At 57.4% G+C, this 23907-nt stretch carries 20 protein-coding genes and 3 pseudogenes; 11 read left to right on the top strand and 12 right to left on the bottom strand.

The genetic code is table 11. From position 1 onward, the window contains the following. Nucleotides 1-4: 4 nt before the first annotated feature. The gene (locus tag PQR08_RS30110; RefSeq protein WP_250484784.1) at nucleotides 5-1021 is read right to left on the bottom strand and encodes a DUF2169 family type VI secretion system accessory protein; all 1017 of its coding nucleotides are present in this window, start codon (nucleotides 1019-1021) and stop codon (nucleotides 5-7) included. Nucleotides 1022-1036: 15 nt separating this feature from the next. After that, entirely contained in the window at nucleotides 1037-1597 is a 561-nt protein-coding gene (locus tag PQR08_RS30105; RefSeq protein ID WP_238217827.1) for a DUF6484 domain-containing protein, read from the bottom strand. A 239-nt stretch (nucleotides 1598-1836) separates the two neighbouring features. Between PQR08_RS30105 and PQR08_RS30100 the strand changes: the two genes are divergently transcribed. Then, nucleotides 1837-2382 (top strand): bacteriophage T4 gp5 trimerization domain-containing protein, encoded by a 546-nt coding sequence (locus PQR08_RS30100; RefSeq protein ID WP_250484782.1) that lies wholly within the window; start codon nucleotides 1837-1839, stop codon nucleotides 2380-2382. Here PQR08_RS30100 and PQR08_RS30095 read toward each other — a convergent pair. Further along, nucleotides 2336-2734, bottom strand: a complete 399-nt coding sequence (locus PQR08_RS30095; protein ID WP_250484781.1) for a hypothetical protein — start codon at nucleotides 2732-2734, stop codon at nucleotides 2336-2338. The genes PQR08_RS30100 and PQR08_RS30095 overlap by 47 nt on opposite strands. 268 nt (nucleotides 2735-3002) lie before the next feature. On the opposite strand from PQR08_RS30095, the gene PQR08_RS30090 reads away from it, so the two are divergent. After that, nucleotides 3003-3722 (top strand): IS6 family transposase, encoded by a 720-nt coding sequence (locus tag PQR08_RS30090; RefSeq protein WP_250484780.1) that lies wholly within the window; start codon nucleotides 3003-3005, stop codon nucleotides 3720-3722. A gap of 234 nt (nucleotides 3723-3956) precedes the next feature. On the opposite strand, the gene PQR08_RS30085 is transcribed toward PQR08_RS30090, so the two are convergent. The 7 genes from PQR08_RS30085 to PQR08_RS30055 form a co-directional block, all read right to left on the bottom strand. Then, nucleotides 3957-5156 (bottom strand): aminotransferase class I/II-fold pyridoxal phosphate-dependent enzyme, encoded by a 1200-nt coding sequence (locus tag PQR08_RS30085; RefSeq protein ID WP_250484779.1) that lies wholly within the window; start codon nucleotides 5154-5156, stop codon nucleotides 3957-3959. A gap of 42 nt (nucleotides 5157-5198) precedes the next feature. Then, entirely contained in the window at nucleotides 5199-6068 is an 870-nt protein-coding gene (locus tag PQR08_RS30080; RefSeq protein WP_250484778.1) for a TauD/TfdA family dioxygenase, read from the bottom strand. Nucleotides 6069-6191: 123 nt separating this feature from the next. Continuing rightward, the gene (gene blsG / locus PQR08_RS30075) at nucleotides 6192-7286 is read right to left on the bottom strand and encodes an arginine 2,3-aminomutase (protein ID WP_284509049.1); all 1095 of its coding nucleotides are present in this window, start codon (nucleotides 7284-7286) and stop codon (nucleotides 6192-6194) included. A gap of 90 nt (nucleotides 7287-7376) precedes the next feature. Next, a complete protein-coding gene (locus PQR08_RS30070; RefSeq protein WP_250484776.1) occupies nucleotides 7377-8564 on the bottom strand; it encodes a radical SAM protein in 1188 nt (395 codons plus the stop codon). 55 nt (nucleotides 8565-8619) lie between these two features. Then, nucleotides 8620-9933: a preATP grasp domain-containing protein gene (locus PQR08_RS30065; protein ID WP_250484775.1), complete on the bottom strand. Its 1314-nt coding sequence runs from the start codon at nucleotides 9931-9933 to the stop codon at nucleotides 8620-8622. A gap of 275 nt (nucleotides 9934-10208) precedes the next feature. Next, nucleotides 10209-11057, bottom strand: a complete 849-nt coding sequence (locus PQR08_RS30060) for a DMT family transporter (protein ID WP_250484774.1) — start codon at nucleotides 11055-11057, stop codon at nucleotides 10209-10211. A 687-nt stretch (nucleotides 11058-11744) separates the two neighbouring features. Next, nucleotides 11745-12911, bottom strand: coding sequence for an IS30 family transposase (locus PQR08_RS30055; protein WP_408163352.1), 1167 nt, complete (start codon nucleotides 12909-12911; stop codon nucleotides 11745-11747). Nucleotides 12912-13181: 270 nt separating this feature from the next. On the opposite strand from PQR08_RS30055, the gene PQR08_RS30050 reads away from it, so the two are divergent. Continuing rightward, nucleotides 13182-13358: a hypothetical protein gene (locus PQR08_RS30050; RefSeq protein WP_404979017.1), complete on the top strand. Its 177-nt coding sequence runs from the start codon at nucleotides 13182-13184 to the stop codon at nucleotides 13356-13358. A gap of 405 nt (nucleotides 13359-13763) precedes the next feature. On the opposite strand, the pseudogene PQR08_RS30045 reads toward PQR08_RS30050, so the two are convergent. Beyond that, nucleotides 13764-13892, bottom strand: a pseudogene (locus PQR08_RS30045) (IS701 family transposase); the annotation flags it as partial. A gap of 545 nt (nucleotides 13893-14437) precedes the next feature. Here PQR08_RS30045 and PQR08_RS30040 point away from each other — a divergent pair. The 6 genes and pseudogenes from PQR08_RS30040 (at nucleotide 14438) to PQR08_RS30015 (ending at nucleotide 21810) form a co-directional block, all read left to right on the top strand. Beyond that, entirely contained in the window at nucleotides 14438-15763 is a 1326-nt protein-coding gene (locus tag PQR08_RS30040; protein ID WP_250487902.1) for an MFS family transporter, read from the top strand. Between the two features lie 401 nt (nucleotides 15764-16164). Next, the gene (locus PQR08_RS30035) at nucleotides 16165-16980 is read left to right on the top strand and encodes a substrate-binding domain-containing protein (protein ID WP_238218481.1); all 816 of its coding nucleotides are present in this window, start codon (nucleotides 16165-16167) and stop codon (nucleotides 16978-16980) included. Between the two features lie 80 nt (nucleotides 16981-17060). After that, nucleotides 17061-17876, top strand: coding sequence for an ABC transporter substrate-binding protein (locus PQR08_RS30030; protein ID WP_238218480.1), 816 nt, complete (start codon nucleotides 17061-17063; stop codon nucleotides 17874-17876). Between the two features lie 367 nt (nucleotides 17877-18243). Continuing rightward, nucleotides 18244-18406 (top strand): annotated as a pseudogene (locus tag PQR08_RS30025) (IS6 family transposase); the annotation flags it as partial. 195 nt (nucleotides 18407-18601) lie between these two features. Continuing rightward, nucleotides 18602-20470, top strand: coding sequence for a sensor histidine kinase (locus PQR08_RS30020; RefSeq protein ID WP_250487898.1), 1869 nt, complete (start codon nucleotides 18602-18604; stop codon nucleotides 20468-20470). After that, nucleotides 20470-21810 carry a sigma-54-dependent transcriptional regulator gene (locus tag PQR08_RS30015; RefSeq protein ID WP_250487899.1) on the top strand — a complete coding sequence of 447 codons (1341 nt, stop codon included), beginning with the start codon at nucleotides 20470-20472 and terminating at the stop codon, nucleotides 21808-21810. Before PQR08_RS30020 ends, PQR08_RS30015 begins: the two co-directional genes overlap by 1 nt. 87 nt (nucleotides 21811-21897) lie before the next feature. Here PQR08_RS30015 and PQR08_RS30010 read toward each other — a convergent pair. After that, nucleotides 21898-22390, bottom strand: a pseudogene (locus PQR08_RS30010) (IS6 family transposase); the annotation flags it as partial. A 647-nt stretch (nucleotides 22391-23037) separates the two neighbouring features. On the opposite strand from PQR08_RS30010, the gene PQR08_RS30005 reads away from it, so the two are divergent. Continuing rightward, nucleotides 23038-23442: a hypothetical protein gene (locus tag PQR08_RS30005; protein ID WP_250487900.1), complete on the top strand. Its 405-nt coding sequence runs from the start codon at nucleotides 23038-23040 to the stop codon at nucleotides 23440-23442. 160 nt (nucleotides 23443-23602) lie between these two features. Next, a complete protein-coding gene (locus tag PQR08_RS30000) occupies nucleotides 23603-23815 on the top strand; it encodes a hypothetical protein (RefSeq protein ID WP_250487901.1) in 213 nt (70 codons plus the stop codon). The last annotated feature ends 92 nt before the right edge of the window (nucleotides 23816-23907 follow it).

Here is a 23907-nt window from a genome sequence, read left to right as displayed (position 1 = left end):
CTCATCACGCGTGCGCTTTCTCGATGACCAGCGTTTCGTCGAGCTCGTCGGCGCGCCGGTTGCACACGATCGACGTTTGCCAGGCGAGCACGACACGCGGCACATTCGGCTCGACGATCACGGTGCAGAGCCGGCCTTCGTGATCGACGCGCTCGCGGCCGAAGCGCGTGCGAAAACCGAACCCGATCTTCGGAATATCGAATGCGACGGTCCCGGATTCCGACATGCCCGTGACCTCGATGCGCTCTCCGCCGCTCAAGTAGTCCCGCGGCTGCTGGTCCATCGGCGCGCAGTTGTAGTAGTGCGGATCGAAATCTTCGGCCCAGAGCGGGAAGCGCTCGCGGCGCCAGCGCTCGTCATAGGTGCCCGCGAGCTGGCGGCGCGGCGACCACGCGCAATCGACGGCATTCAGGCCCGCGGGCGCCGGGCGGTCTTTCCAGTCCTTGATCAGCTGATCGGCGAATTCAATGTTTGGCAGACGCATGCCGTCGCAGTTTTCGACGCGGACCGCGAAGCCGGTGCCGACATGATTGCGATCGTCGAGCCGATGATCCTCGGACTTCGACGCCGACCGGTCCCAGCCGCCGTACGCTCTTTCGTAGGTGACCGGCATCCGCTCGAAGGGCGCGGGACTGGACATGCCGAGCCCGAGCACGCCCCGCAGCCAGACGCGGTCGCCCGTGACGCGCAGGCGCTTGTGAATCGCGGCGGCGCGCAAGGAGACCTCCAGCGCGGTCACGGCGCGGCCGCGCGGCGCGATGGCGTCGCCCATCACGAGAATGTCGGTGGTCGGCTTGACGCCCAGCAGGTCGGTTTCGTATTGCAAGCTGCTCTGGCCGAATTCGCCATAGGGCTGCGCCACCTGCCGCACGGGTTCGTTCTTCACGGCGAGACGGCAGCGGCCATCGGACTGGATATCGAACGTCGCCTTGACGACGATCATCCAGATCCGGTTGCCGTTCTTGTCCATGCCCCATTGATAATCGGCGGCGAACGGCGTGGGATTGGCCACACTCCACATGTATTGGACTCCCTATCAGTTTAGCTGGACCGAACCGCCCTTGATGCGGTTCAGTCCTTCGGACTGGCTCGATATATAGCTGCCCTCGATGATGACCTTGCCCGCGCGCGTCAGCGTGATGCTGGCCTCGCCGCAGCGCAGGACGAGCTGCTCGCGCGCCGCGACGATCATGCGCGGGCCGTCGGCGTCGATTTCCACATGTCCTGCGGCCGGCAACGGCCGGTTCGATTCGTCGTGGAACAGTCCCATCACGATGGGGCGCGTCGCGTCGCCGTTCTCGAACGAGAGCGCCACTTCCTTGCCGACATGCCCGCCGTCAAGGTCCACCACCGAGCGCGCGGCGAGCGCCGTGTTGCCGTGCGGCCCCGGAAACAGCACGAGCGGCGTGCGTCCCGCGTCCGCGATGGCGGCAAGCGTGCCCACCACGATCCCCGGCAGCGCGCTCGCACGCCCTGCCGATGGGCGATGGCGCAGCAGCAGCGCGAAGGCATCGGCCTGTCGCGGCGAGGGCTGCGCGAGCAGATCTTCGGCATCATGGATGTCGCTTGTCTGGACGGAGGGTTCTCTGTGGCCCATGAGTAACCTCGTGGTCGATGGATGAGGGCGGTAGGGCATGGCGCTTCGTAGATAAGACGTGGCTCGGCGCGCGATTTTGAAATTCAAAAGCCGCTGGCGCCGTTCGTTTAACCCATGCATTGCATGCGAACGCCGACCGGCACGGGGGATCACATGGCTACGACGGATTTCTATCCGAAGATCGATGCACTCCACGTCCAGCGCGTGTCCTGACCATCGGCGCGTTCCAGGCGGTGACCGTGGGCGCGTATCGGGCCGTGACCATCGGCGCGTATCACACCGAACCCGTCGGCGCGAGCCAGACGGTGAGCGTCGGGTCGAGTCAGACGGTGACGGTGAAATCCGATCAGACCGTCAGTGTCGGCGGGAACCAGTCGACGACCGTGGGCGGCGATCAGTCGCTGAGTGTGAGCGGCGGCCAGACCGTGTCGGTCGCCGGGGACGCGAGTGAGTCCATCGACGGCGCGCAGACGAGCGCCGCTGGGAAGGCCCGCACGACATCCATCACCGAAGACGATACGTTGACGGTCGGAAAGCACCTCACGATGAGCGCCGACGAGTCGATCACGCTGACGACCGGCGACGCGAGCATCACCATGAAGAAGGACGGCACGCGTCAGATCGCACCCGGAAGCGACGCCAGTGACGCCACGCACAGATACAGCAGCACCGACGTCGGGCTCGACGCCCATGTCGATTTCGCGTCGAGATCGATGGTCACGAGCGCGCCCAGACTCATCACGGCGCCCGTAACCGACCCCGCGCACAGCCGTAGAGCGTGTTGAACGCGCCGGGACGCGACGCGGCGATCATCGCCGCCACGGCCGCCGCGAGCGCGAACGGCATGACGAGCGCAAAGCCGCTGCTGCCCGCGTGATCGGCCACGCGAATCAGGGCGGAGAACGCTGCATGCAGCGCGGTGTCGACCCCGTGAGGCAGATACGCGCGATACTTCACCAGTTCGATCCACGGACAAAACACGAGCCCGGCGATCACGCCCGTCGGCAGCGCGCGGCCCAGACGGAACGCGACGAAACGCGCGTTCGCGGCGCGAGCGGCAGAACCATTGCGATGCCCATGGGAAAAGCCACGCCGCGAACATGCGCAATACGGTTGCAGATGCGGCGTCGACGACATCTACGAATGCGGGGCGATTCGGTGCGGCGACGGCTGCTGCTGCAACGATCCCTTCACCGTATTCTGCGCGACTCTCGGCAGCAGACTATGCTGCTACGGTTGCAGGATTTGTGGCTGATGCCATAGCTCAAGCTGTCAAGCCGGACGTAGCTCAATACACCGTATCGGCTGTCACTGGCTTGATAGCGGGAAATCTGTCAGGCTCTCGTGCAAATAGGGTCGGGGAAACGGTTCGAGTTGTAGTAGCACAACGAACTTATGACCCGCGATGAGCAAGCTGAAGAGTCTGGAGGAATTGTTCGGCGGACGCCATTTTGATCGGGAGATCATCGTTCTGTGTGTTCGCTGGTTCCTGCGCTACAAGCTCAGCCTGCGCGATCTGGTCGAGATGATGGCCGAACGAGGTTTGTCGCTAGCTCACACGACGATCCAGCGCTGGGAGAGGCGTTATATGCCCGAGTTCGTCAAACGCTGGAACCCCTTTGCTACAGTTGCGGGTCGCTCGTGGCGTGTCGACGAGACCTACCTGAAGATTCGTGACAGGTGGGTCTACCTGTACCGGGCGGTGGATCGGGCTGGCCAGAAGGTGGACTTCATGCTCAGGGCAAAGCGCGATGTGGCCGCGGCCAAAGCTTTTTTCAGAAAGGCCATCAGGCACCAAGGCCAGTCGCCGGAGACCATCACGCTCGATGTTTTTGCTGCCTCGCACCGTGCGTTTCGCGAGATGAAGGCCGATGGTCTGCTGCCTGAAGACACGATGGTCCGGTCCTCGAAATATCCGAACAACCTGATCGAACAGGACCATCGCCCCATCAAATCGAGAACGAACGTGATGCTCGGCTTCAAACGGTTCAGGATTGCCGCAACAACGATTTCAGGCGTCGGGTTGGCGCATCGCATTCGCAAGGATCGATTCGATCTCTCGAAGCTCGGCCGCAACGGCGCCGCCGCGTCCGCCATACGGAATACTGTCATGTCCGCTCGATAAGGTATCCTTCCTATACGAAACATCTCAGACGGTTTACCTATTTGCACCAGATTCGGCAGTCCCACCCCAGAACGCGCCGCGTACCTGCCGTTCCCAGAGGTTCTGGCACCCCGGGAACTGCAAGCCCACTAGACGCCGCTGTCCGACGAACTCGAATAGTCATGTTCAACGGTTCGCCGCGTCCGGCGGCGATCACCATAGGGGACTAGAAAATCCAGGACCGCCCATAACTGCCTAACGCCCGATAAAGTCTAGGATCTTACCAACGCCACGACGCGTCTCTTCGACGTCAGTGGCTGCGACCGAGATGCGAATGAAACCTTCCATGCCAAAGTGCCGGCCTGGCTGGACAGTAACGCCAGTATCTCGGGCCAACAGCGATACAAACTCGCTTTCACTTAGGCTCATCCTTGCTAAGGCGGACTCAATGGAAGGAAACAGATAGAAGGCGCCGCGCGGTCGAAGGCAAGGAAGAGTGCCTTCGATCAAAGAATAGGCGGTGGCAAGTCTCGCAAGAAATATCGACCGCCGCGTCTCCTCTTCTGCCGCTCCAAGTTCGAGCGCAGCGAGCGCGCCATATTGAGCAAAAGTGCATACATTGTCGGAAAGGTGGGTTTGCATAGCAGCGCACCGATCGACGATATCACGCGACCCGTGGAGGTAGCCGATGCGATAGCCTGTCATTCCGTAGGTTTTCGAAAAGGACCGTGCAGTAACAATCCGATCTTTCGCACACGGCGCTGCACTCGCAAGACTCGCGCGATCGGATGGGCTGTTTACGAACACCTCGTATGCGTCATCGCAAAGCACCAGGAAGTCGTGAAGCTCCGCCAACTCGCCCAATCGGGTGAGGTCGTCTTTCGCGATAACGGATCCTGTTGGATTGTGCGGACTGTTGATGATCAGGAGCCGCGTCGACGGCGTTATCGCCGCCTCGATTTCAGCTACACTGAAGCCGTCGATCATGGAATAACCGACCGGTTCGCCTCCAGCGAGTCTCACGAATTGAACGTAGGAAGGCCATGCGGGATTCGGGACCAAAACCTGATCACCCGGCGAGACGAAGCATTGGATAAACTGGTAAATGGATTGACTTGAGCCGTTTGACACTAGCAATTCGTCCGGGGAAGCATCAAGCGAGTGATCAGTAAAGAGCTTGTCGCAGATTGCCTCTCTAAGTTGAATTAGCCCGTTGAGGTGGTCGTACTTTGTTTTGCCCCGTTGCAACGCACCGATAGTGGCCCTCACGACATGATCGGGTGGACCAATATCAGGTTCGCCGTCGTGCATTGACGTCTGTAGAAACTTTCCGGGAACCGCAGTCAGGAGTTGATTGGCTGCAGCGACCGAAGCGGATGCCTCCAACCCGCTGACGCGAGGAGCTAGGAAACGATTGAGTTTAATTTCCATTTGATCAGGTGTAGGGTCCGGCATTGTTCCGCCTTGGAAATGCGGCCATCCCTCGACTCGTTGTTGTCAGGGCAGAACATTCTCGCCAACTGCGATCGCGCTGAAGCGTACGAGGTTCGACGATATCTGAGTTCGCTTTAACCATCGGTCAGTACCATCGTAGCGCGGCACGTATTGGGGGCGGCCGTGAGCAACCTGATAGTTGTCCACAAATCCCACGTCCCCTTCCTTCAATAGAAACTCGGTCATCGCGCTGTCTATAAGTTCTTGCAATTCGCGGAAGGCGGCCGATTGCCCGGCATCCATAGCAGCGTAGTCGATATAAACTGGGTCATAAATCATACGAAGTCGGCCGCCTGGAGCCCTGAGCAACACACTTGTCACCAGCTTTGCTGGCTTGAAGGGCGTCGGAGTTGGACGGTCCGAGAAAATTGTGAACTTCGTATCGCAAAGGGTTAGACGGGTTGTCTCGGATAGGAGTGCGAAGTCTGGCACCGCTACGGTCGTGGGAATGCGATCTCGGTTCGATACGCACATGAACCCGAGGTAGTCGGCTCGATATTCGAGGATAGGATCCTCCGTGTGCAGTTCCAGTTTAATGGCGCCGCTGCCGACTTGTTTTCTTGCATCTCCTCGAATCGGAAAGACTTCTTGAACAAGACGACCATTCTGTAGATCCGAATAGCCGAAAACGTTGCCCAGCATATTAGAAAGTTGTTCAAAACGCGCGTCATTCGGTGTTGCGCAATTGTCGATCCAATGCGAAGGCGTAGGACGTTCAATGCGATCCAGATCGAGTCCGATGAGCTTCATTAGGGGAGCACGGTTCTCCGTGGCGCGCTGAATGCTTAACTTGATCTGTGCATCAGAGCGTCCGTTACAGTCGATCGTCGTAACGATATTCGAAGATTCTTCAAGGCTGTGAGCGGTTTGCATAAAAAGTTTAGCTGTCGGCTGTGAGCGTGAAAGAGAGACGTGCGTCCCTGCGTACGCGCGATGGCCAATTCAACGCATAGTGCGTGCGATCGGAACGCGGAACCCATGTGTGCAACATAGCGGTCACTCCTCCAACGCAAGGTACCGCGTGATGTCAGCGCGATCGCCGCGAAAGTTGCGGATCAGTTGATTGCCGTTAGACTCTGCATAGTAGGTGTTATTAACCGGGATCTTTCCGAGGTCCGTTGTAATGACGTATTGGGGTAAACTGAATCCCGTTTCGTACCCAGTCAGTTTCTCTAAAATGTCGAGCCCCACAGAGACAGATGTCCGGAAGTGCGAGACGCCGGTGACGTTGTCGGCGTGATAGAGATAGTATGGGCGGACACGGATCTCTAGCAGCTGGCGGTTGAGCGCTCGCATAGTTTCAACATCGTCATTGACACCCTTCAACAATACCGTTTGATTTTGCACCGGAATACCGCTTCGAATGAGTCGGTCAACCGCGCTAGCGGCTTCTGGCGTGATCTCGCGAGGATGATTGAAATGCGTGCTGAACCAGATCGGGTGAAACTTCGCGAGTAGGTCACAAAGACCTTGCGTGATACGCTGCGGGAGAAAAACTGGGTATCGAGACCCGATCCGGATCACCTTCACATGCTCAATTGCCTTCAACTGCGAGATGATTGACTCCAGCTTCGAATCGGTGAGTGTGAGCGGATCGCCTCCGGTGAGGAGTACGTCGTTGATCTCATTGTGTTCACGGATATATGCGAAGTCAGGCTCATAGGACAAGTCGAAGCTTTCGTTGTAGTATGTACCCTCCGTTGCAGTCGTGTGAAACTTTCGCGTGCAATGGCGACAGTAAACCGGGCAAGTGTCAGAAACAAGAAGTACGATACGATTCGGGTATTTGTGAACAACCCGCCTTGTTTTGGAGTATTTCATGTCACCGACCGGATCAACGGCTGCATTCGGCGGCGACGCCGTTTCGCTGGGATGCGGGATGCTTTGTAGGCGGATCGGACAGTTCTCATCTGCTGGATCCATCAAGGAGGCGTAGTAAGGCGTGACCATCCACTCGTACAATCCCTTCGTCAGCTCAATACCCTTCTTTTCGCGTTCCGAAACTTGAATCCATGGTTCCAAGTCGGCCTGCGTGCGAATGAGGTTCTTCATGTGGAACTTCCAGTCAAGCCACTCCGTGCTGCTCTGCATATCCTGCCGATTCGTTCGGGCGTCCATGTCGAGTCCTAGAAAGGTACCTGTGCTTTGGATTAGTAGAAAGAGAGTGCGATTGCTCGCGCCTCAGGCGACTGCGAGCGGCAGAACGTTCGCGTCTCCGAACGTTGAGGGTTCGCGCGCCGGCGGTTGCCCCCAGTAATCGGTCAAGTCAAACGTATCGTCGTTGCCGTCTCGATACCAAACAGTCATAAAGCCGTGGTCATCGACTTCAACACTGTTTGGCAAAGACCATGAAGGATTCCAGCGCGTACGGTCCTCAGGCCGGTATCCGGTTTGTACGAGGACTGAGTTGTCAGACGGCCGGCGTTTCAATATCGAGCCTTCATACAGAACGACTTTGCCGATATCTGTCAAGAGCGCGAAGCGTGGCTTTGACCTGCCGGAAAAGGTTCCTGACGAGCACAATCGCTGAGCAAGATGCAAGCCCTTCGCAATCGACGTCCTATGGTGGCTCATGCCGGCCATTGGTATCGCGTGGAAAAGATAGTGCGACTCGATTTCCAAGTTCCTAAGGGAGTCATACAGCTCAATGAGAGTAGAGCTATGATCGTTCACCCCTTTCAGAAGAGGATTTTGGTTGTAGATTCGAGCCCCGACAGCGAGCAGGCGCCTCAACGAAGCGGTAGATTCGTCCCAAAACTCGAGAGGATGATTGACGTTTATCGCAACCTCAATCCGTTGCGTTGCAGCTACCAATATAGATAGCAGTTCGTCATTGATCCGCTCAGGCGATTGAAACGGCATCCGAGTGCCGATCCGTATCGTCTTCACGTTGGGCGCATACGTCCCCAACGCCTCGACTGTCGTGCGCAGGAGTCTCGGGTGCATGAAGGGATCACCGCCCGTAATCAGCACTTCGTCGACGTCGACGCAGTCAGGCGACTCGCCAACGTACCTGGCGATCACCTTCACATCGTCTTTCGTCAGAGTCTTGATGGGATACTGGCCTCGCAAACACCATCGACAGTGTGACGCACACGCAGTCGTTGGTTCGATCAAGAGGGTTCGTTTGTAGAGGCGCTCGACCCCGTGCAGAGGTTCGCCTTGGTGGTAAATCTGCAACTCAGATTCATAGTGACGGCGTCGGTCGCTACTTGCGACATTGTTTTCCAGTGGGCTTCTTAGATATTGGAGGGCGATGACGTTCCATTCCGCGCTCCCGCGCCCGTACTTCAATTCGATATCTGCCAATTTCCTTTTTAGAAATGGCGATACTAGTTCAGCGAAATCCCCTTCTTTTGCTCCAGCCATGGTTAGCCCTCGCATCATGCGATATAAGTTGGAATTACGAGGAAGGCAGCGTGCGCTATTGAATTAAGTCAATGAACTTTCGTTCAAGTTCGAGCGCGTGCTGTTTCGACTCGCCGATCGAAAGTGTTTCGAGCACGCCGCAGTGTTCGAGATCCTCGGAAGCGATCACTACCCCTGTACCGGTGGTCTCGTCGAACGCGAGGTCACTTCCCGACAGCACATCGAAAACTACTTGAAGGTCGGAAGCTCGAACTCGATTGTTTGTCGCCGTCACGCGGTCGTTCGCCCGGCCACCGGCCAACCTACGGGCGAGATGGCAAACATGGGAACAGCCACCAGCGCGGCCGTTCACTTCGTTGAAGATGACGGTTCCGTCCGTCGTCACGATGCCGTCGATGTCGATAAGCCCATGGAAGCCAAGGGCGAGTGCGGCGCGCGCCAGTTCGGCAGCCCCCGAGATGAACTCTGCGCCCTTATTCGAGCCGATTTCGGGAGGGAGGATCAGACCTTTGTATCCGGGGTCAAGACGCACTTCGCCCCAGTTCGAGAAGGCGACTCTCGAACGGTCTTTGGGAAGTTCGAACTCAGCGTAAAGGACACGCTCGACTTCGTAGTATGCCTCGACGACCAGATTCGTTTTTTCGTGATAAGCCAGGCGTTCCCAGATCTGGTCAGCGACGGCATCAATTCCTTCTGCCGAAACAGGGAAGACAGCCGACGCCCCTTGAGCGGTCTTCATGTCATGTCTCGTCGTTACTACAATATTGCCATCGGCACCCGAGTTGCGGTCTTGTTTCACGATGACGGCACCTGTATGAAACATAAGGTTCTTCAGCGAATCTCTAAGCTCAAACGTGCTTGAGTTGACGCGACCGGGCGCAAGTTTCACTCCAACTCCGCCCGCGAGCGGACGAAAGACCATTTTGTCGTTCAGTAACTCGGCACCACCATCGGCAAGGAAGTCACTGGCCTTGTGTGATAGACCGAGTTCACTCGCGAGGCACGAGATGCTACGGTCATAGATATAGGGAAACAGCTCCCAATCCGCGCTCGAATTCATCGTTTCCCGCAAGCTATCGAGGAGGCTAGCGGATAGCAACTGACGGATACCAAGCGGCGGCGGCACATTTTGGTCGGAAGGCGGGACTAAAAAGGTTATCGTGTCGGCGGGAAAACCGAGAACGGCCGAGACGTACTTAAGCATCCTTGGGGAGAGTGTTTTAGGCAAAATCACAATGTCACCTGGCTCAGCGAACCACACATGCCGGCTTGCAAGCATTGCGGTAAAAAAACAATAGGCCGGGGTCAGGTTGCGTTGATCACCTATCATTCCCTCATTATCGACGTTCGCTATAAGAATCTTTGGCATGTCCTCAGTCTTGCTAATTGGGGTGCGTATGGTCTTCTGGATGGATTGCTCAATGTATGGCGTCGGGCACAAAAGGTCGGAGAAGGGAAATTCAGTTTAGTAGATTAGTTATCCTTAATTTATGAATCATTTCTCAGAGCTTCTAAGGCTATGGGTTTGTCGCCAACGTATTGGACTTCAACTGGGCGGTCTTGCGAACGCCGTGCAGCAGGCGCCGTGCAATCGTTCGTGTTACGACCCTGCGAAAGCGCCAGCCTGTGCGATACGTTGGTCGTTTACCGAGGGTCTGGGATATTCGGTTTGTTCTCAAGCGCCAAATATAGCGAGCCCAGAATGACAAGAGCTATCCCGACCGCGGCGATGCTTCCGACATTTTCGTCCCAAAGCAGATAGCCAAACAAAGTAGCCCATAAGACTGTGGTGTAATTGAAGGGCGCAAGCTCAGCAGCTCCGCCGCTTTTTAAAGCGGTTGCCATCAATATCTGTCCGATGCTTCCCAGAACACCAATCGAACAGAGTAGACTGAGGTCGACGATATCGGGAGTCTTCCAGCCCCACGTCAGTGACGCTCCGCTGATCACAGCCCCGTATAATGTGAAATAGAACACGATCAGAGCGGAATCATCTGTCTGGCTTAACCTCTTGATTTGGATCACCCACCCGGCTCCGAGTAAAGCGCTCGCCAAGATTAGTGTCGGGCCGTACCACGAAAATCCCGACGTGGTCGGCTGAAGAATAAGCAAGACACCCGTGAATGCGACTAAAGCTACCCCGAGCTCCTTTGCGCGTAGTCGTTCGCGTAATAGGGGCGCCGCCAAAAGTATTACGAAAATCGCTTCTGTATAGTTGAGCGCGACTGCTTTCGCAAGTTGGATGTAGGGCAGACCGCCAAAGAATAGCGCCATAGAGGCCAATGCAAGCACAGCGCAAACCACGTGCCCCCCCGTGCGCTTCGTCGCGAACATCGAACGCGAAATTTCGCATTTTCCAGCTCGCAGGTAACCGAACGCAGGAACCAGACCAATCATGAGACGAAAAAATGAGATTTCATTGGGTGGGTAGTCGCCGATCAGGTACTTCGCTATCACGTCAACGAGCGCGAAACAGAACATGGACGCGATCATGACTATGATGTTCCGATGCTTGTCGTGCATTGATATTATTGAGGACAACTATTCTCTCCGTCTTGATTGTTTCATCTCAGTCAGTCTTACATGATGGAACGTCTAGGAACGGTGTGCTGGGGCAATCGACGCGCCGGCGCCAGGCGTGATGCCTCGCCGCTACGTCATCCTGCAGTCAGGAAGGGGCCGAGTCGGCCCACGCTGTCAAAAAGGCATCTTGGTAATGAAAATGTTGGCAGAAGTTAAACTAAACGTCAAGAACATCGGGAAAAAAGCGAAATCCAAGTGAGACTGTAGGAAAAGATTTCTTGCAGTGCAAATATCAGCACGATGGTGACGGAAAGTGTGAACACTGCTCTCGTCGGCGAGACCACCACAACGACTTACAGCCTGCAGATCGGCAAACGCAAGACGCACAAGTGTTCTGTTGCCGCGCCGCGAGACGTACAACGGGCCGATACTATGAGTGCGTTCGGAGCACATCTGCGAGCTCAAGGTCGGGCACACAAACATACGCAATCACATCAGCGAGATCACTGACACGCTGCCGAACATCGACATCAGGAAGGCTGAAGACAGTCAGGAGTGTTACAGGATGGCCAATGCCGCAAACGGATTGGCCCCCTGCGGTGATCAATGGCAAGCGTCCATCAATCGGGCAGGCAGTGAATGGAAGCAGGGGCGGATTCAACCGGTCAACGCAACACCCAATGTTTCCGCTAGATTCTCAGCGGGGGTCATAAATTGCAATGTCTTGCGCGGCCTATCGTTTAAACGTTTAGTAATCCTGTTCAATTCGGCTTGCGAGTAGCCGTCAACCGGGACTCCCTTCGGAAAGTACTGACGCAGCAGTCCGTTCGTGTTCTCATTGCTCCCTCTTTGCCAAAGGCTGCGAGGATCGCAGAAATATACCTGGACATCGGTGGCGATCGAAAAGGCCCTGTGACTTGCCATCTCCGTGCCGCGATCCCAGGTGATTGATCGGCGCAACTCCCGTGGCAGCTTGTTCACCTGTTTGATCAGCGCCGAGACCACGCTCTCAGTGTCCTTGCCCGATAGCTTTATCAGCATCGTATAACGCGAATGCCTCTCCACCAGTGTGGCAATGTAGGTATTGTTCGAGCCCGCCAGCAAGTCGCCCTCCCAATGCCCCGGCACGGCGCGGTCCTCTGCCTGCGCGGGCCGCTCGCTGATCGAGACTGCCCCGACAATACCGCCTCGGCCTTGCCCGCTCGATGACGCGTTTTTCGAACGCCGCATCGTCTGATGGCTTCGCAGATGGGCCACCAACTCTTTTTTCAGCACGCCGCGAGCTTGGATGAACAAGCTTCGATAAATTGTTTCGTGCGACAGGTGCATGTCCTCGTTGACTCGGAAGGCGCGCTTGAGCCAGCCGGCGATTTGCGCAGGCGACCATTCTAAGCGCAGCTTGCTGGCGACCAATCGCCGCAAACGAGCATTTCCCGCCAACGCGCATTGTTTGGGCCGCAGTGCACGCTTCCAGGCGGTTGCATCGGCCTCGTGCGCCCGATACTTGAGCACCCCGCCATTGCGCTGCACCTCGCGACTGATCGTCGAGGCAGCCCTTTGCAAGCGCTGCGCAATCTGTCGTATCGACTCGCCCGCGCTCAGACCGCGAGAGATCTCGTCACGCTCGCGCAGCGCCAGCACGCGAGTACTGCGACTGCGCGCCCGAGGAACAATCCCGCCATGTTCACTGACCACCCGATGGATCGAGCTGACTTCGCGCTGCAGTCCGCGCGCGATCTCGCTTAGCGACTCACCTTCGCTCCATCGCCGCCAAATCTGTTGACTGTCCTTGCTGTTCAACCACGGCTTTCTCTGTCGTTTCATTCGCCTTTTTCCTCTGATCCTTATTGGAACAGAGGTGTTGCGTTGACGGGTTGAATCCGCCGCTGGCTTAATTTCATGCAGGTTTGGCGCGTGCGTCGGTGGTGGTAGGAAATCACGCTTGCCCTCTATAGCTGCCTAGAGTCACGATTTCATCACCCTTCATGTTTCATCCATTCATCGACTTGATCGAATTCGCTCAATTGCCAAGCCGCGGAAGCTTTCGACAACCTACATGCAGCATTTTAATTTTGCCGCAACCTACTCCCGAGGATCTGCTGGTCTTTTATTCCGGATAGAGATAGGTGGAATGACATGTGCAATGGGATGTTGATAAATGGCTTTACTGGGGTAACATCTGTAAATACCTATTGGGAAGCATCTGGTAAAACGTTCGAAGATCTTGACCGTTATCGTACGGTGTTGCATTGTCGAGAATGGACGCTTTAGATGCCGGTTTTTTCATGGTCAAGTAAGGCATGAGTTCGATCTCCGGATCGTGAGTTATTAGCACCGTATGCCGACGTCGACGACCTCCGCCAGAGCAGTTACGTTCCCTCGTAAGGAAGCTGTTTTTCTGAGTCCACGGGAAGGGACCAAGGCTTGAAGGAGTAACGGCGCAAGGTTGATGAGTTGGACGGAAATTGCACTACCGCGTTATGGCATCGACCAACTGACTCACGAGATCTCTGCGCTTAGGCGTCACTGAAGCAGCATTCGCGGAGCCGGGAACGCCTTAATCTTTCGCGTGCGCCGTCACGATTTCGTGGAAGTGCTTGGAGTAGTAGCGGATGAGATCTGACTTCTCATGCAATGTTTTCGGGCAAGGGCTTTTCATCTAGGAACCGCCGATGACACACTTTTACGGGCAATCGGCAGCATCAACCCCTGACAATAGCCCACCAGACCGGCGCGGCGATCACTGTGTCCAATCGTTTCGCATCGGTGTTCCAGGTACTCGTCGAACGATGTATCCCAGTCCATAGCCTCCTCATGCAAACGATGAAGAAGCTCCTATAATGCCATGTATTTTACGACACAGTAATATTAGTGCTCGAGATTGAGCGCCACGGGTGGTCAACCTCTCTATCTCCAGCGGACAACGGCCTTACGGGGCGCAAGTGCATTGATGCGCTGTCTTCGAAGAGCCGGACTTCGTTCCGCCTTGTCTCGAGGCCCACGCCTTCTCTGAATCGAGGCTCGTGCGGAATTTCGCACACATCGAGTCAGCATGAGCGGAGTTCCGCACACTTTAATTCCCGACGAGCGGATTTCCGCACCCTTCGCGAACCCGAAACAGGCTCCCTCCCGTGGATTTAACGAGCGACTGCGAGAAATGCGGGATTGAGGCGCGGCCCAGAAGGTATTAAGTGGGAAACACTCCAAAAATTTCGTGGTTTTCCCTTACTTTGATCGCAACTGGCACCGCTCCTGCATTGTCATCGCCGCATTGCACATTTTTGATCGTTGCATTGACCCAAGGCGCATTGCTGTCCGGTCCATTCGATACGAGTCTTACTGGAGACACCATGAATTCGATAGCATCACTAACTAATAAACACGATTTGGATACAAGTCAACGCAGCCGGGCCCAGCGTATAAAGGCGATAGTCGGTGCATCATCGGGAAACTTGGTTGAGTGGTACGACTTTTATGCCTATGCGTTCACCTCGATCTACTTTGCGGCCGCGTTTTTTCCAACTGGCGATCGCACCAGCCAACTAATGGCCGCAGCGGGAATTTTCGCGGTAGGCTTCTTCATGCGGCCCCTCGGCGGGTGGTTGTTCGGCCGGATTGCTGACCGACATGGACGCAAGAACTCGATGCTTATTTCAGTGCTGATGATGTGCAGTGGGTCGCTCATGATCGCTTTGCTTCCTACCTACGCTAGCATTGGCGCGTGGGCCCCCGCACTCCTTCTTGTGGCCCGGTTGGTCCAAGGCTTGTCGGTTGGGGGTGAATACGGCACAGCGGCCACTTACATGAGCGAAGTCGCTGGCAAGGGCAAGCGAGGCTTCTATTCGTCGTTCCAGTACGTGACCCTGATTGGCGGACAACTGCTGGCATTGCTGGTGCTCGTACTTTTGCAGGCGTTGCTCTCGGCGGACGATATTAAGGACTGGGGCTGGCGCATCCCATTCATCATCGGCGCCGCGACAGCCGTAGTGGCAATGTATCTGCGCCGGTCGCTGGTCGAAACGGGCTCGGAAGAGGCGATGCATAGCAAGGAGGCGGGATCGCTTTCCGCTTTGTTGAAGCACAAGCGCTCTGTATTGGTCGTGATGGGACTAACGATGGGCGGCTCCTTGTACTTCTACACGTTCACGACTTACATGCAGAAATACCTCGTGAATACGGCCCATATGGCACCTAAGACGGTAAGCATGGTCATGACGGGCGTGCTCGTCGTCTTCATGCTTCTGCAGCCGATATTCGGCGCGCTGTCGGATCGCATTGGTCGCCGCAACAACATGCTGCTATTTAGTGGTCTTGGCACCTTGGCTTCAGTGCCGTTGCTCTCCGCGCTTGGTCAAGCGTCCAGTCCTTTCTCGGCTTTCGCCCTCGCGCTTGGGGCGCTTGTTATTGCTTCGTTTTACACGTCGATCAGCGGCGTGGTCAAAGCCGAGGTGTTCCCGAGTACGGTGCGCTGCTTGGGCGTTGGCTTCACTTACGCCGTTGGGAATGCTCTCTTCGGCGGCACGGCCGAGTACGTGGCGTTGTCACTCAAGGCGGCGGGCCACGAGGCATGGTTCCCGTGGTACGTCGCTAGCTTGGTCGGGGTAGGATTCGTGGCTTCTTTGATGCTGCCCGATTCCAGAAAGAAGAGCTATCTTGATGGTACTTGGAACGCGTAGAAAACGCCTTAGCACCGGGCATCGTTGAAGTTCTAGCCCGCGCGTTGGAGTGAATCCGGTCGCTCCACTGAGCGGCTTGACGGAGGCTCCGCAAGTTATCACGCTTACCACCAGTGACCATGACTGAACGGCAGGGGTTCTTGTGTATGTGTGCTCAGCCTGCTATAGAGCTCGCGACGAGAGCGACCTCAGCTTGAGCGACGCGATTGGGCCGACAACGAAGCGGCTGCAACGGTCTTCGCGCGAGACATCTTCGCTTAAACGGATAGGGGCCAACCCGAGGAGTTGGCCTTGCGGATTTCTGTCAACGGCATTTTCGCGAGCCCGCCCCTGCGTGGAAGTTTCAGAGTTGAAGTGTTGCGAACTGTTTCATCAAAAAATACGACTTGTGGAGGAAGACAATGACGAATCGTCTACCTAAGCGCCTTGTAATCGCTCTTGTGGCTGCAACTGTTGCGTTTTCGAGTCTAGCGCGTGCGGAAATCACCGTTTTGATGTCGGGAGGCTTCGGCCTCCCGTACCAAGAGGTGCTACCGGAGTTCGAGCGAACAACAGGCATCAAGGTTGTAACAATGACCGGTGCGTCTCAGGGTACGGGCCCAAGCACGATCAAGGCGCAGCTTGAACTAGGCGCACACGCTGACGTGGTGATCCTTTCGAAGGAAGGACTGGGCGAGCTGAGTGCGACGGGCCGGATCCTCAAGGAAACCGAAGTTGGTTTGGCGACGACTCCCCTTGGTGCAGCGGTCCGTGCTGGCAGCTCGATGATCGACGTATCTGACGAGGCCGCACTTAGGAAGAGCCTTTTAGGGGCGCGTTTGATCACGATGCCGGGTAGCACCAGTGGCATGTACATCAAAAACACCGTGCTCCCCAAGCTCGGCGTCGCCGACGAGGTGCATGTGAAGGTGGTGGCTCGAGGCGTCGAGTCCACCAAAATGTTGGCAGCCGGCGAGTCCGACTTGGCCCTCGGACCAGTAAGCGAACTTGTACATCTGCCTGGTGTCGACTTCGTGGGCGCCCTTCCGAGCGAATATCAACTGGTCCAGGAATTCACCGGTGCGATTGTCAACGATTCAACTCAGGTCGATGACGCGAAACGTTTGATTGCCTTTCTCTCTTCCAGCAAGGCTGCAGCGGCGATCCGGAGGGCAGGCATGGAACCAGTAGGAAATAACCAAGAGCGCAAAGGGGAAGCTTCGACTCGCCCTCAGTGACTTGCACCATGCGTCTTTCTAGGCGATCCCACTCAGCGAGCCTGGTGAGGCTTGTACCGCTTAATGGGGACAACAGCAAAATGAACAGCCGCTTGATGATGATATTGAGAATTCTACAAATCTGGGCGCTTCTCGTTTTAGCCAGCTCTTCATGGGCACAGGCCATATCCCCTCAGTTGGTTCGCGAGATTGCGCCGGAAGGCAAGCTGCGAGCAGCCATCAACTTTGGTAACCCGGTCTTGGCCCAAAAGGACATCACGTCTGGCGAGCCGCAGGGCATCTCAGTTGATCTCTCCCGAGAGCTGGCACGCCGCCTGGGAGTGCCTGTTGAGTTCATACCGTTCGAGGCAGCCGGTAAGGTCGCAGATGCCGCAAAGGCTGGCGTTTGGGACATCGCATTCTTGGCAATCGATCCCGGACGCGCGAACGACATCGCGTTCACCGCGCCATATGTCGTGATTGAAGGTACTTACCTTGTCCCGGCGGACTCGCGCTTGCGAGCGATCAGCGATGTTGACCGCGAGGGCGTACGGATCGCCGTAGGGAGAGGGAGCGCGTACGATCTCTACCTCACCCGGACGATCAAAAATGCGCAACTCGTTCGTGCTCCGACTTCGCCAACTGTGATCGACGTCTTCCGCGACCAAAAGCTCGAGGTCGCGGCCGGCGTTCGCCAGCAACTGATCGCCTTCGCTTCCGGTCGGACGGATGTTAGGGTTATGGACGGTCGGTTCATGGTGATCGAGCAGGCAATTGGAACGCCGAAAGGCTCCGTGAGCGCGTTGCAGTTCCTAAAAGAGTTTGTGGAGGACGTCAAGGCTTCCGGTTTCGTGGCTCACGCGCTCGAACGCAGCAACCAGCGTGATGCAACGGTGGCCGCGCCAGTCAAATACTAGGAGCTAGCCTTCTGCGCGGATGCTTCATCGTTCGACTCATCCTCGTACCGCAATGGACAGGTTTCTGGCAGCGCGGTGGGGAGACGGCCAATTTTATTCGGCTGTCCATCGGCGGGGCCCTTCCGATGCGTGCAGCCAGTGAGCGCGCTCGAATCCAGGGGCTGTAGTAACGTCGGGCTGGCGTCGCATTGATGGGTCTAGTGCACATACTTAAACCGGCTGAGATGTTTCGTATAGGAAGGAAACCTTATCGAACGGACGTGACAGTATTCGGCTCTGGTGCAAGTAGGGTCGGGGAATCGGTTAGAGTTGTGGGAGCACAACGAACTTATGACCGGCGATGAGCAAGCTGAAGAGTCTGTAGGAGTTGTTCGGTGGACGCCACTTTGATGGGGAGATCATCGTTCTGTGTGTTCGCGTGTACCTGCGCTACAAGCTCAGCCTGCGCGATGTGGTCGAGATGATGGCCGAACGGGGTTTGTCGCTGGCTCACACGACGATCCTGCGCTGGGTGAGGCGTTATACGCCCGAGTTCGTGAAACGCTGGAACCGGTTTGCTACACCTGCGGGTCGCTCGTGGCTCGATAACGTTTCTTTCCTATACGAAACATCTCAGCAGGTTTACCTATTTGCACCAGATCCATTCAAAGTTTGCTAGATCACCCGGGGAATCAGGCCTGAGGGAGGACGGGCAGCGCGCTTCGCGCCGTCGGACTTTAATTAGCTTGATTGTCATCGCCCTGATCGCGGCGATTGCACTTGTGACCTACAAGCAGGTTCTCGAGACCGGTCTCGGGCAATTAACTCGAACAAGCCGTCAGCGGTTGGACTTCTTGACAGCCGTGACCGGTCAGACACTCGAGAAGTACGAGTCGATGCCATATGTATTAAGTCAGCAAGGAAGTTTGGTCGACCTGCTCGAGCATCCAGGCGACGGTGCGCGAACACAGTCGGTCAACGCCTACCTAAAACGAGTCCAGGAAAAGACAGAGCCTTTAGTGGTGTACCTTCTTGACCACCGAGGCCGGGCGCTCGCCTCGAGCAATTCCACCGAGCCGGGAAGCTTCGTCGGGCATGACTATTCCTTCAGGCCTTATTTTATCGACGCCATGCAAGGCAGGGCCGGGCGCTTCTACGGCGTGGGCACGACCACGGCGGAGCCGGGCTACTTTTTGTCCTATCCGCTTTACGCGCACGACGCCGGCCAGTCGACAACGAGCAAGGCTGCGGCAGTACCAATCGGCGTCGTCGTCGTCAAAATCAACTTGGGCGACTTAGAGAAAGCGTGGAGCGATGGCGCCGACGAGGTCGCGCTGGCCGACGCCGACGGCGTCGTGTTCCTCAGTAGCAATAGCATGTGGCGCTATCGCACGCTCCGCCCTCTTGCGCCCGATGTTCAGAAGGCACTACTTCAGACGCGTCAGTACGGCGATGCCGCCCTCGCGAGACTGCCCATGCGTGCTTCAAAGCCGCTCGGGAGCAGTGCATCTGCGTCGGCCCCGCCCAAAGACCTGGTATATATTGCCGGCGACAACGGGACGTCACCTTTGTTGATGCAGACCAGCGACGTGGGCCCGTTGTCCTGGAAGCTCCTTACGTTCAGCAAGACAGAGGCGACGTTTGCCGGGGCCCGTAACGTTGCCATTGCTACTGGCTCGGCCTCGGCACTCGTCACCCTGCTGACCTACACACTTTGGCTACGGCGCAGACGGATGCAGGAGCGACAAGCTGCAAGGGTCGAGCTGCAGCGCATCAACGACGAGCTCGAAATGCGCATCGCCGATCGCACGCAGGTGCTCGTAGACGCTAATGCCAGCATGGAACGCAAACTGAGCGAATTGAGCGAGGCAGAGCGCGTGCTGCGCGCGACCCAAGATCAGGCCATCCAAGCTGGAAAACTTGCAGTTCTCGGGCAGATGTCGGCGGGCATCGCGCATGAAATCGCGCAGCCACTAACTGCGATGCGCATCCTGTCGGAGAACGCACAGAAGCTGTTGAGTGCCCAAGAGGTGGGCGAAGCCACGGATAACATGATCGAGATCGGCAGCCTGTGCCGCAAGGCCGGTTCCATCGTTAGCCAGCTTAAGGGGTTTGCCCAGAAAAGTGCGGAGACATTCGATCCAGTGCTTGTCGACCGTGTTGTTTCGGACGCGGTCACCCTCGTGCGGCGTGAGGGAGAAAGCGCAGGCATCGAGTTCGACGTCGTGCCGCCGGTTCGTCCTATCTGGGTGCTAGGAAACGACGTCCGTCTCGAGCAGGTGCTGATCAATCTGTTGAGGAACGCCATTGACGCCACGAAGAGCTCACCGCTCAGACGCGTTAGCGTGTGCTTTTCGCTGGAGCCTCAGCACGTGATCCTACGCGTCCGGGACACAGGCACTGGAATAACCGCGCCCGCACTTCAACGACTCTTCGAGCCGTTTTTCTCGACCAAAACGCCCGGGGCAGGACTCGGCTTGGGGTTAGCGATTTCGGCTTCAATCGTCCAGGGGATGCGTGGCGAGCTGCGCGCGCAAAACCATAGCGAAGGAGGAGCGGTGTTCACATTGACTTTGCCGTTGGCGCCGAGTGATCGCGACGAGGAGACCACCTGATGGAGTTGAAAGTGCTTTTGGTTGAGGATGACCCCTCCGTCAGCCGAGCAGTGGCGCAGGCCTTCCGACTTGAGCAGATTCCGCTGGACGTCTGCACGTCGGTCGAAGAAGCGGTCCATCGCATCAGTGATCCGGAAATCGGGACCATCGTGTCGGACGTACGCCTGCCTGGTCAGGACGGGTTCTCGATGCTGGCGGCGGTGCGCCAGCATGACGTCGAACTGCCAATAGTATTGGTCACCGGTTTCGCGGACGTTGCCCTCGTTGTCCAGGCAATACGGGAGGGCGCATACGATTTCATCGAGAAGCCGTTCTCCGCCGACCGGCTTATTGAGGTGGTTCGTCGGGCCCTCGAAAAGCGGCATCTGGTTATGGAAAATCGCCGGTTGCGCGACGCATTGCGACAAGAAGAAGGGAGCCTGCTCCTGGGACATTCGGCGGCAATCGAGCGTGCGCGGCGACGGGTGGCGGCATTGGCGGACGTCGACGTTGACGTCCTCATCAACGGCGAGACCGGCACTGGGAAGGAAGTCGTCGCCCGAGATCTTCACGCCTCCAGTCAACGAAAGGGACCTTTTGTCGCCATTAATTGCGGCGCAATCCCCGAAACAGTATTCGACAGCGAAGTCTTCGGACACGAGGCCGGCTCGTTCACTGGCGCTCAGAAACGTCGCATCGGAAAGATCGAGCACGCCCACCAGGGCACGCTATTTCTGGATGAGATAGAGGCCATGCCGCTGGCCATGCAAGTCAAGTTTCTCCGCGTTTTGCAAGAGAGGAAAGTCGAGCGCCTCGGCAGCAACGAACCCGTGCCCGTAACATTCCGCGTCGTCGCGGCCACCAAGGAGTCCCTGCGCAAATTGAGCGACGAAGGCAAGTTCAGAAGCGACCTTTACTACCGGCTCAATGTCGTCACGATCGACTTGCCGGCGCTGCGTGACCGAAAGGAGGACATCCCGCTGCTGTTGCAGCACTTCACGCGAATGGCTAGCGCGCGCTTCGGTCTTGATCAACCGGTGTGGACCCCGGGACAGTTGCGAAAATGGATGGAAGCCGAGTGGCGCGGTAACGTGCGGGAGCTACGCAATTTCGCAGATCGCCTTGTACTTGACATTGCGGAGGACGCCGAGGAAGCAATCGGCGTGGTTGAGAAGGCTGATCCCGCAGCGAGCGCGGCGAGTTTGCAAGCTCAGGTCGATGGGTTCGAGCGCCAACTTATCGAAGCCGCACTCAGACAGAATCAGGGGGTTGTAGTGAAGACAGCGGAGGCCTTGCAGTTGTCGCGGAGGACGTTGTACGACAAGTTGCGCAAACATCGAATCGAACCAGCGAAGGAATAATGGTGACAATGATGTGGTACGACGGTCGCTGGGGCTTTGTCGCAGTAGGGATCGAGAGGCGAAGGAGATCGCTATGCAAAGTAGTGCTTATATTGCGAGGTTGTAGAATTGATCAGCGGCGGACGGATGGGTTGCGTGAGCGCACTTCATTAGCCCTTTCGCGATCATGTGCATAACCGCAATGCCGCCCAGAAGGATCCGCGCACAGCGAAAGGTCTTGAAGCCCGGCATGGGCCGCGTTCGTCGCTTGATCGCCCGATGGTCCTGTTCGATTAGGTTATTGAGGTATTTGGACTGACGGATCCTGATGGGCGTTTCACGATCATCGTTGATGGGTTCGAGTGCGGCGAGATTGGCGCCGCTTTTGTCGATGGTCACGGTCTCAGGCACGTCATTCCTGGCGATCGATCTCGCAAAGTAAACCCGGCCGCAGTCTTGTCCTGATGAGCGCGTAGCAGAAAGTCGACGGTGTTGTCTTGTCGACGGCCCGGTAGAGATAAAGCCATTCGCCCTTGACGCGAATGTACGTCTCGTCCATTCACCAGCGCTTACCAACTGGCCGCTCGCGGCGCCGAAATGAAGGGCTCCGACCTGTCTGCGGGTGACCATCTGACCGTTCTGGGAAGCAACATCAATATCGATGCGGGCACCGATGCGCAACAAGTCGCCGAGACACAGCGTGCCAGCCAGTATGGCGTAACGATGGCGCTGGGCGGCGTGGTGGGCGATACGGCCGCGAGCGTGAATCGCGGCACGGCGGCGGCGCACGAAGCGCACGATCCGCGGCTGGCGGCGGCTTCGACGTGCAGGTGGGCGGCATACGCAACTGGACGGCGGCGCGATCGTGAGCAAGGCAAGCGAAGAGAAGAACAGCCTGTCGACGCAGACCTTCTACCACACGGACCTGCAAGAATCATGCGGATAGTTCGGCGCAGACGATCAACGCGAGCGAAAGCGCGAACTCGGGCAAGGGCGCGCAATCGATCCCGGGGATGGGGCCGACCGGCGCGGGTGCATCGGGCACGAGTTAGCGTGCATCGGGCACGACCTTCGCGGCGGTGAGTCCAGGCACGATCACGGTACGGGCGGACGCAAGCACGGATCACGACAGCACGGCGGGCTTGAGCCGGGATGCGGCGCACGCAAACGGCTCAGTGGAGGACCGGTTCGATGCGGACAAGATGCGTGAGCAGATGGCGATCCAGCAGGCCACAGTGCAGGGTGGGGATGCAGATAGCCGGTACCGTTGCCGATGACTTGGCGGCCAAGGACGACGAGACGTGGGGCAAGGACGGCGCGGGTCGCCTCGGCATGCATGCAGAAATTGCTGCGGCCGCGGCGGCGATGGGCAGCGGTAACATCGGCGGGGCAGTCGCGGCGACGGTTGCGGGCGACCTTGCATCGGATGCGCTCGTCGCCGCCGGTGGAAACGCACTGGCAGGGAACATCGCGGCGGGTGCGGCGGGTGCGGCGGGTGCGCTGGCAGGCGGAGCGGTTGGCGATGCTGGCGGCGCGATGAGCGGGGCAATGGGGCGCTCGGAGCGGATTTGTACAACCGGCAGTTGCATCCGGAAGAAAAGAAGGCGATGCGGACAAGGCCAAATGGCGACAAAGCCGAAGCAGACAAGCTGACGAAAGCGGCGTGTTATGCGGTGAAATGTTGGGCGGAATATCCGCGAGGCAGCGACCAGTACAACGCGAATCATGTAAGTAAGCTTGAGGCGTCGCAGCTCGAGCCGGAACTGGCGTGGGTGAATAACCACCCTGCACGAGCGAAGTGAGCGGGCGCCGCATGCACGCGGCGCCTGTGCAGGTCGAGTCGATTCGCACCGCGCGACGCATCGGCCCGAACGGACAAGTGATCTTCGATCTCGTCAGCGAAGTGATCCAGACTTGCGAAGTCGAACCCGGTGGACGCGGGCCGCGCTTCACGATCTACGGCGGATGCACCGTCATTCTTGGCCCTGACGGCGACGCGCGGTATGCCCATGGTGGAGGCCCTTGAAGACGCTTGCGCTCAGCGTGCGCCTTCAAGGGGCAAAACCGGACATTTCTAATGAGCTCGAACCCGACATTACTAAAAAGCGCTGACATTCC

The sequence above is a fragment of the Caballeronia jiangsuensis genome, from assembly GCF_046030135.1.
Taxonomy (GTDB): Bacteria; Pseudomonadota; Gammaproteobacteria; order Burkholderiales; family Burkholderiaceae; genus Caballeronia; species Caballeronia jiangsuensis.
Note: the sequence above shows the minus strand (reverse complement) of the source record. Positions and strands in the feature narration are given on the sequence as shown.

Coding starts and splice junctions, on each gene's coding strand:
- PQR08_RS30110 (WP_250484784.1), bottom strand. CDS start 1,021: ATGTGGAGTGTGGCCAATCCCACGCCGTTCGCCGCCGATTATCAATGG.
- PQR08_RS30105 (WP_238217827.1), bottom strand. CDS start 1,597: ATGGGCCACAGAGAACCCTCCGTCCAGACAAGCGACATCCATGATGCC.
- PQR08_RS30095 (WP_250484781.1), bottom strand. CDS start 2,734: ATGTCGTCGACGCCGCATCTGCAACCGTATTGCGCATGTTCGCGGCGT.
- PQR08_RS30090 (WP_250484780.1), top strand. CDS start 3,003: ATGAGCAAGCTGAAGAGTCTGGAGGAATTGTTCGGCGGACGCCATTTT.
- PQR08_RS30085 (WP_250484779.1), bottom strand. CDS start 5,156: ATGCCGGACCCTACACCTGATCAAATGGAAATTAAACTCAATCGTTTC.
- PQR08_RS30080 (WP_250484778.1), bottom strand. CDS start 6,068: ATGCAAACCGCTCACAGCCTTGAAGAATCTTCGAATATCGTTACGACG.
- blsG (WP_284509049.1), bottom strand. CDS start 7,286: ATGCAGAGCAGCACGGAGTGGCTTGACTGGAAGTTCCACATGAAGAAC.
- PQR08_RS30070 (WP_250484776.1), bottom strand. CDS start 8,564: ATGGCTGGAGCAAAAGAAGGGGATTTCGCTGAACTAGTATCGCCATTT.
- PQR08_RS30065 (WP_250484775.1), bottom strand. CDS start 9,933: ATGCCAAAGATTCTTATAGCGAACGTCGATAATGAGGGAATGATAGGT.
- PQR08_RS30060 (WP_250484774.1), bottom strand. CDS start 11,057: ATGATCGCGTCCATGTTCTGTTTCGCGCTCGTTGACGTGATAGCGAAG.
- PQR08_RS30055 (WP_408163352.1), bottom strand. CDS start 12,911: ATGAAACGACAGAGAAAGCCGTGGTTGAACAGCAAGGACAGTCAACAG.
- PQR08_RS30040 (WP_250487902.1), top strand. CDS start 14,438: ATGAATTCGATAGCATCACTAACTAATAAACACGATTTGGATACAAGT.
- PQR08_RS30035 (WP_238218481.1), top strand. CDS start 16,165: ATGACGAATCGTCTACCTAAGCGCCTTGTAATCGCTCTTGTGGCTGCA.
- PQR08_RS30030 (WP_238218480.1), top strand. CDS start 17,061: ATGAACAGCCGCTTGATGATGATATTGAGAATTCTACAAATCTGGGCG.
- PQR08_RS30015 (WP_250487899.1), top strand. CDS start 20,470: ATGGAGTTGAAAGTGCTTTTGGTTGAGGATGACCCCTCCGTCAGCCGA.
- PQR08_RS30005 (WP_250487900.1), top strand. CDS start 23,038: ATGCAGATAGCCGGTACCGTTGCCGATGACTTGGCGGCCAAGGACGAC.
- PQR08_RS30000 (WP_250487901.1), top strand. CDS start 23,603: ATGCACGCGGCGCCTGTGCAGGTCGAGTCGATTCGCACCGCGCGACGC.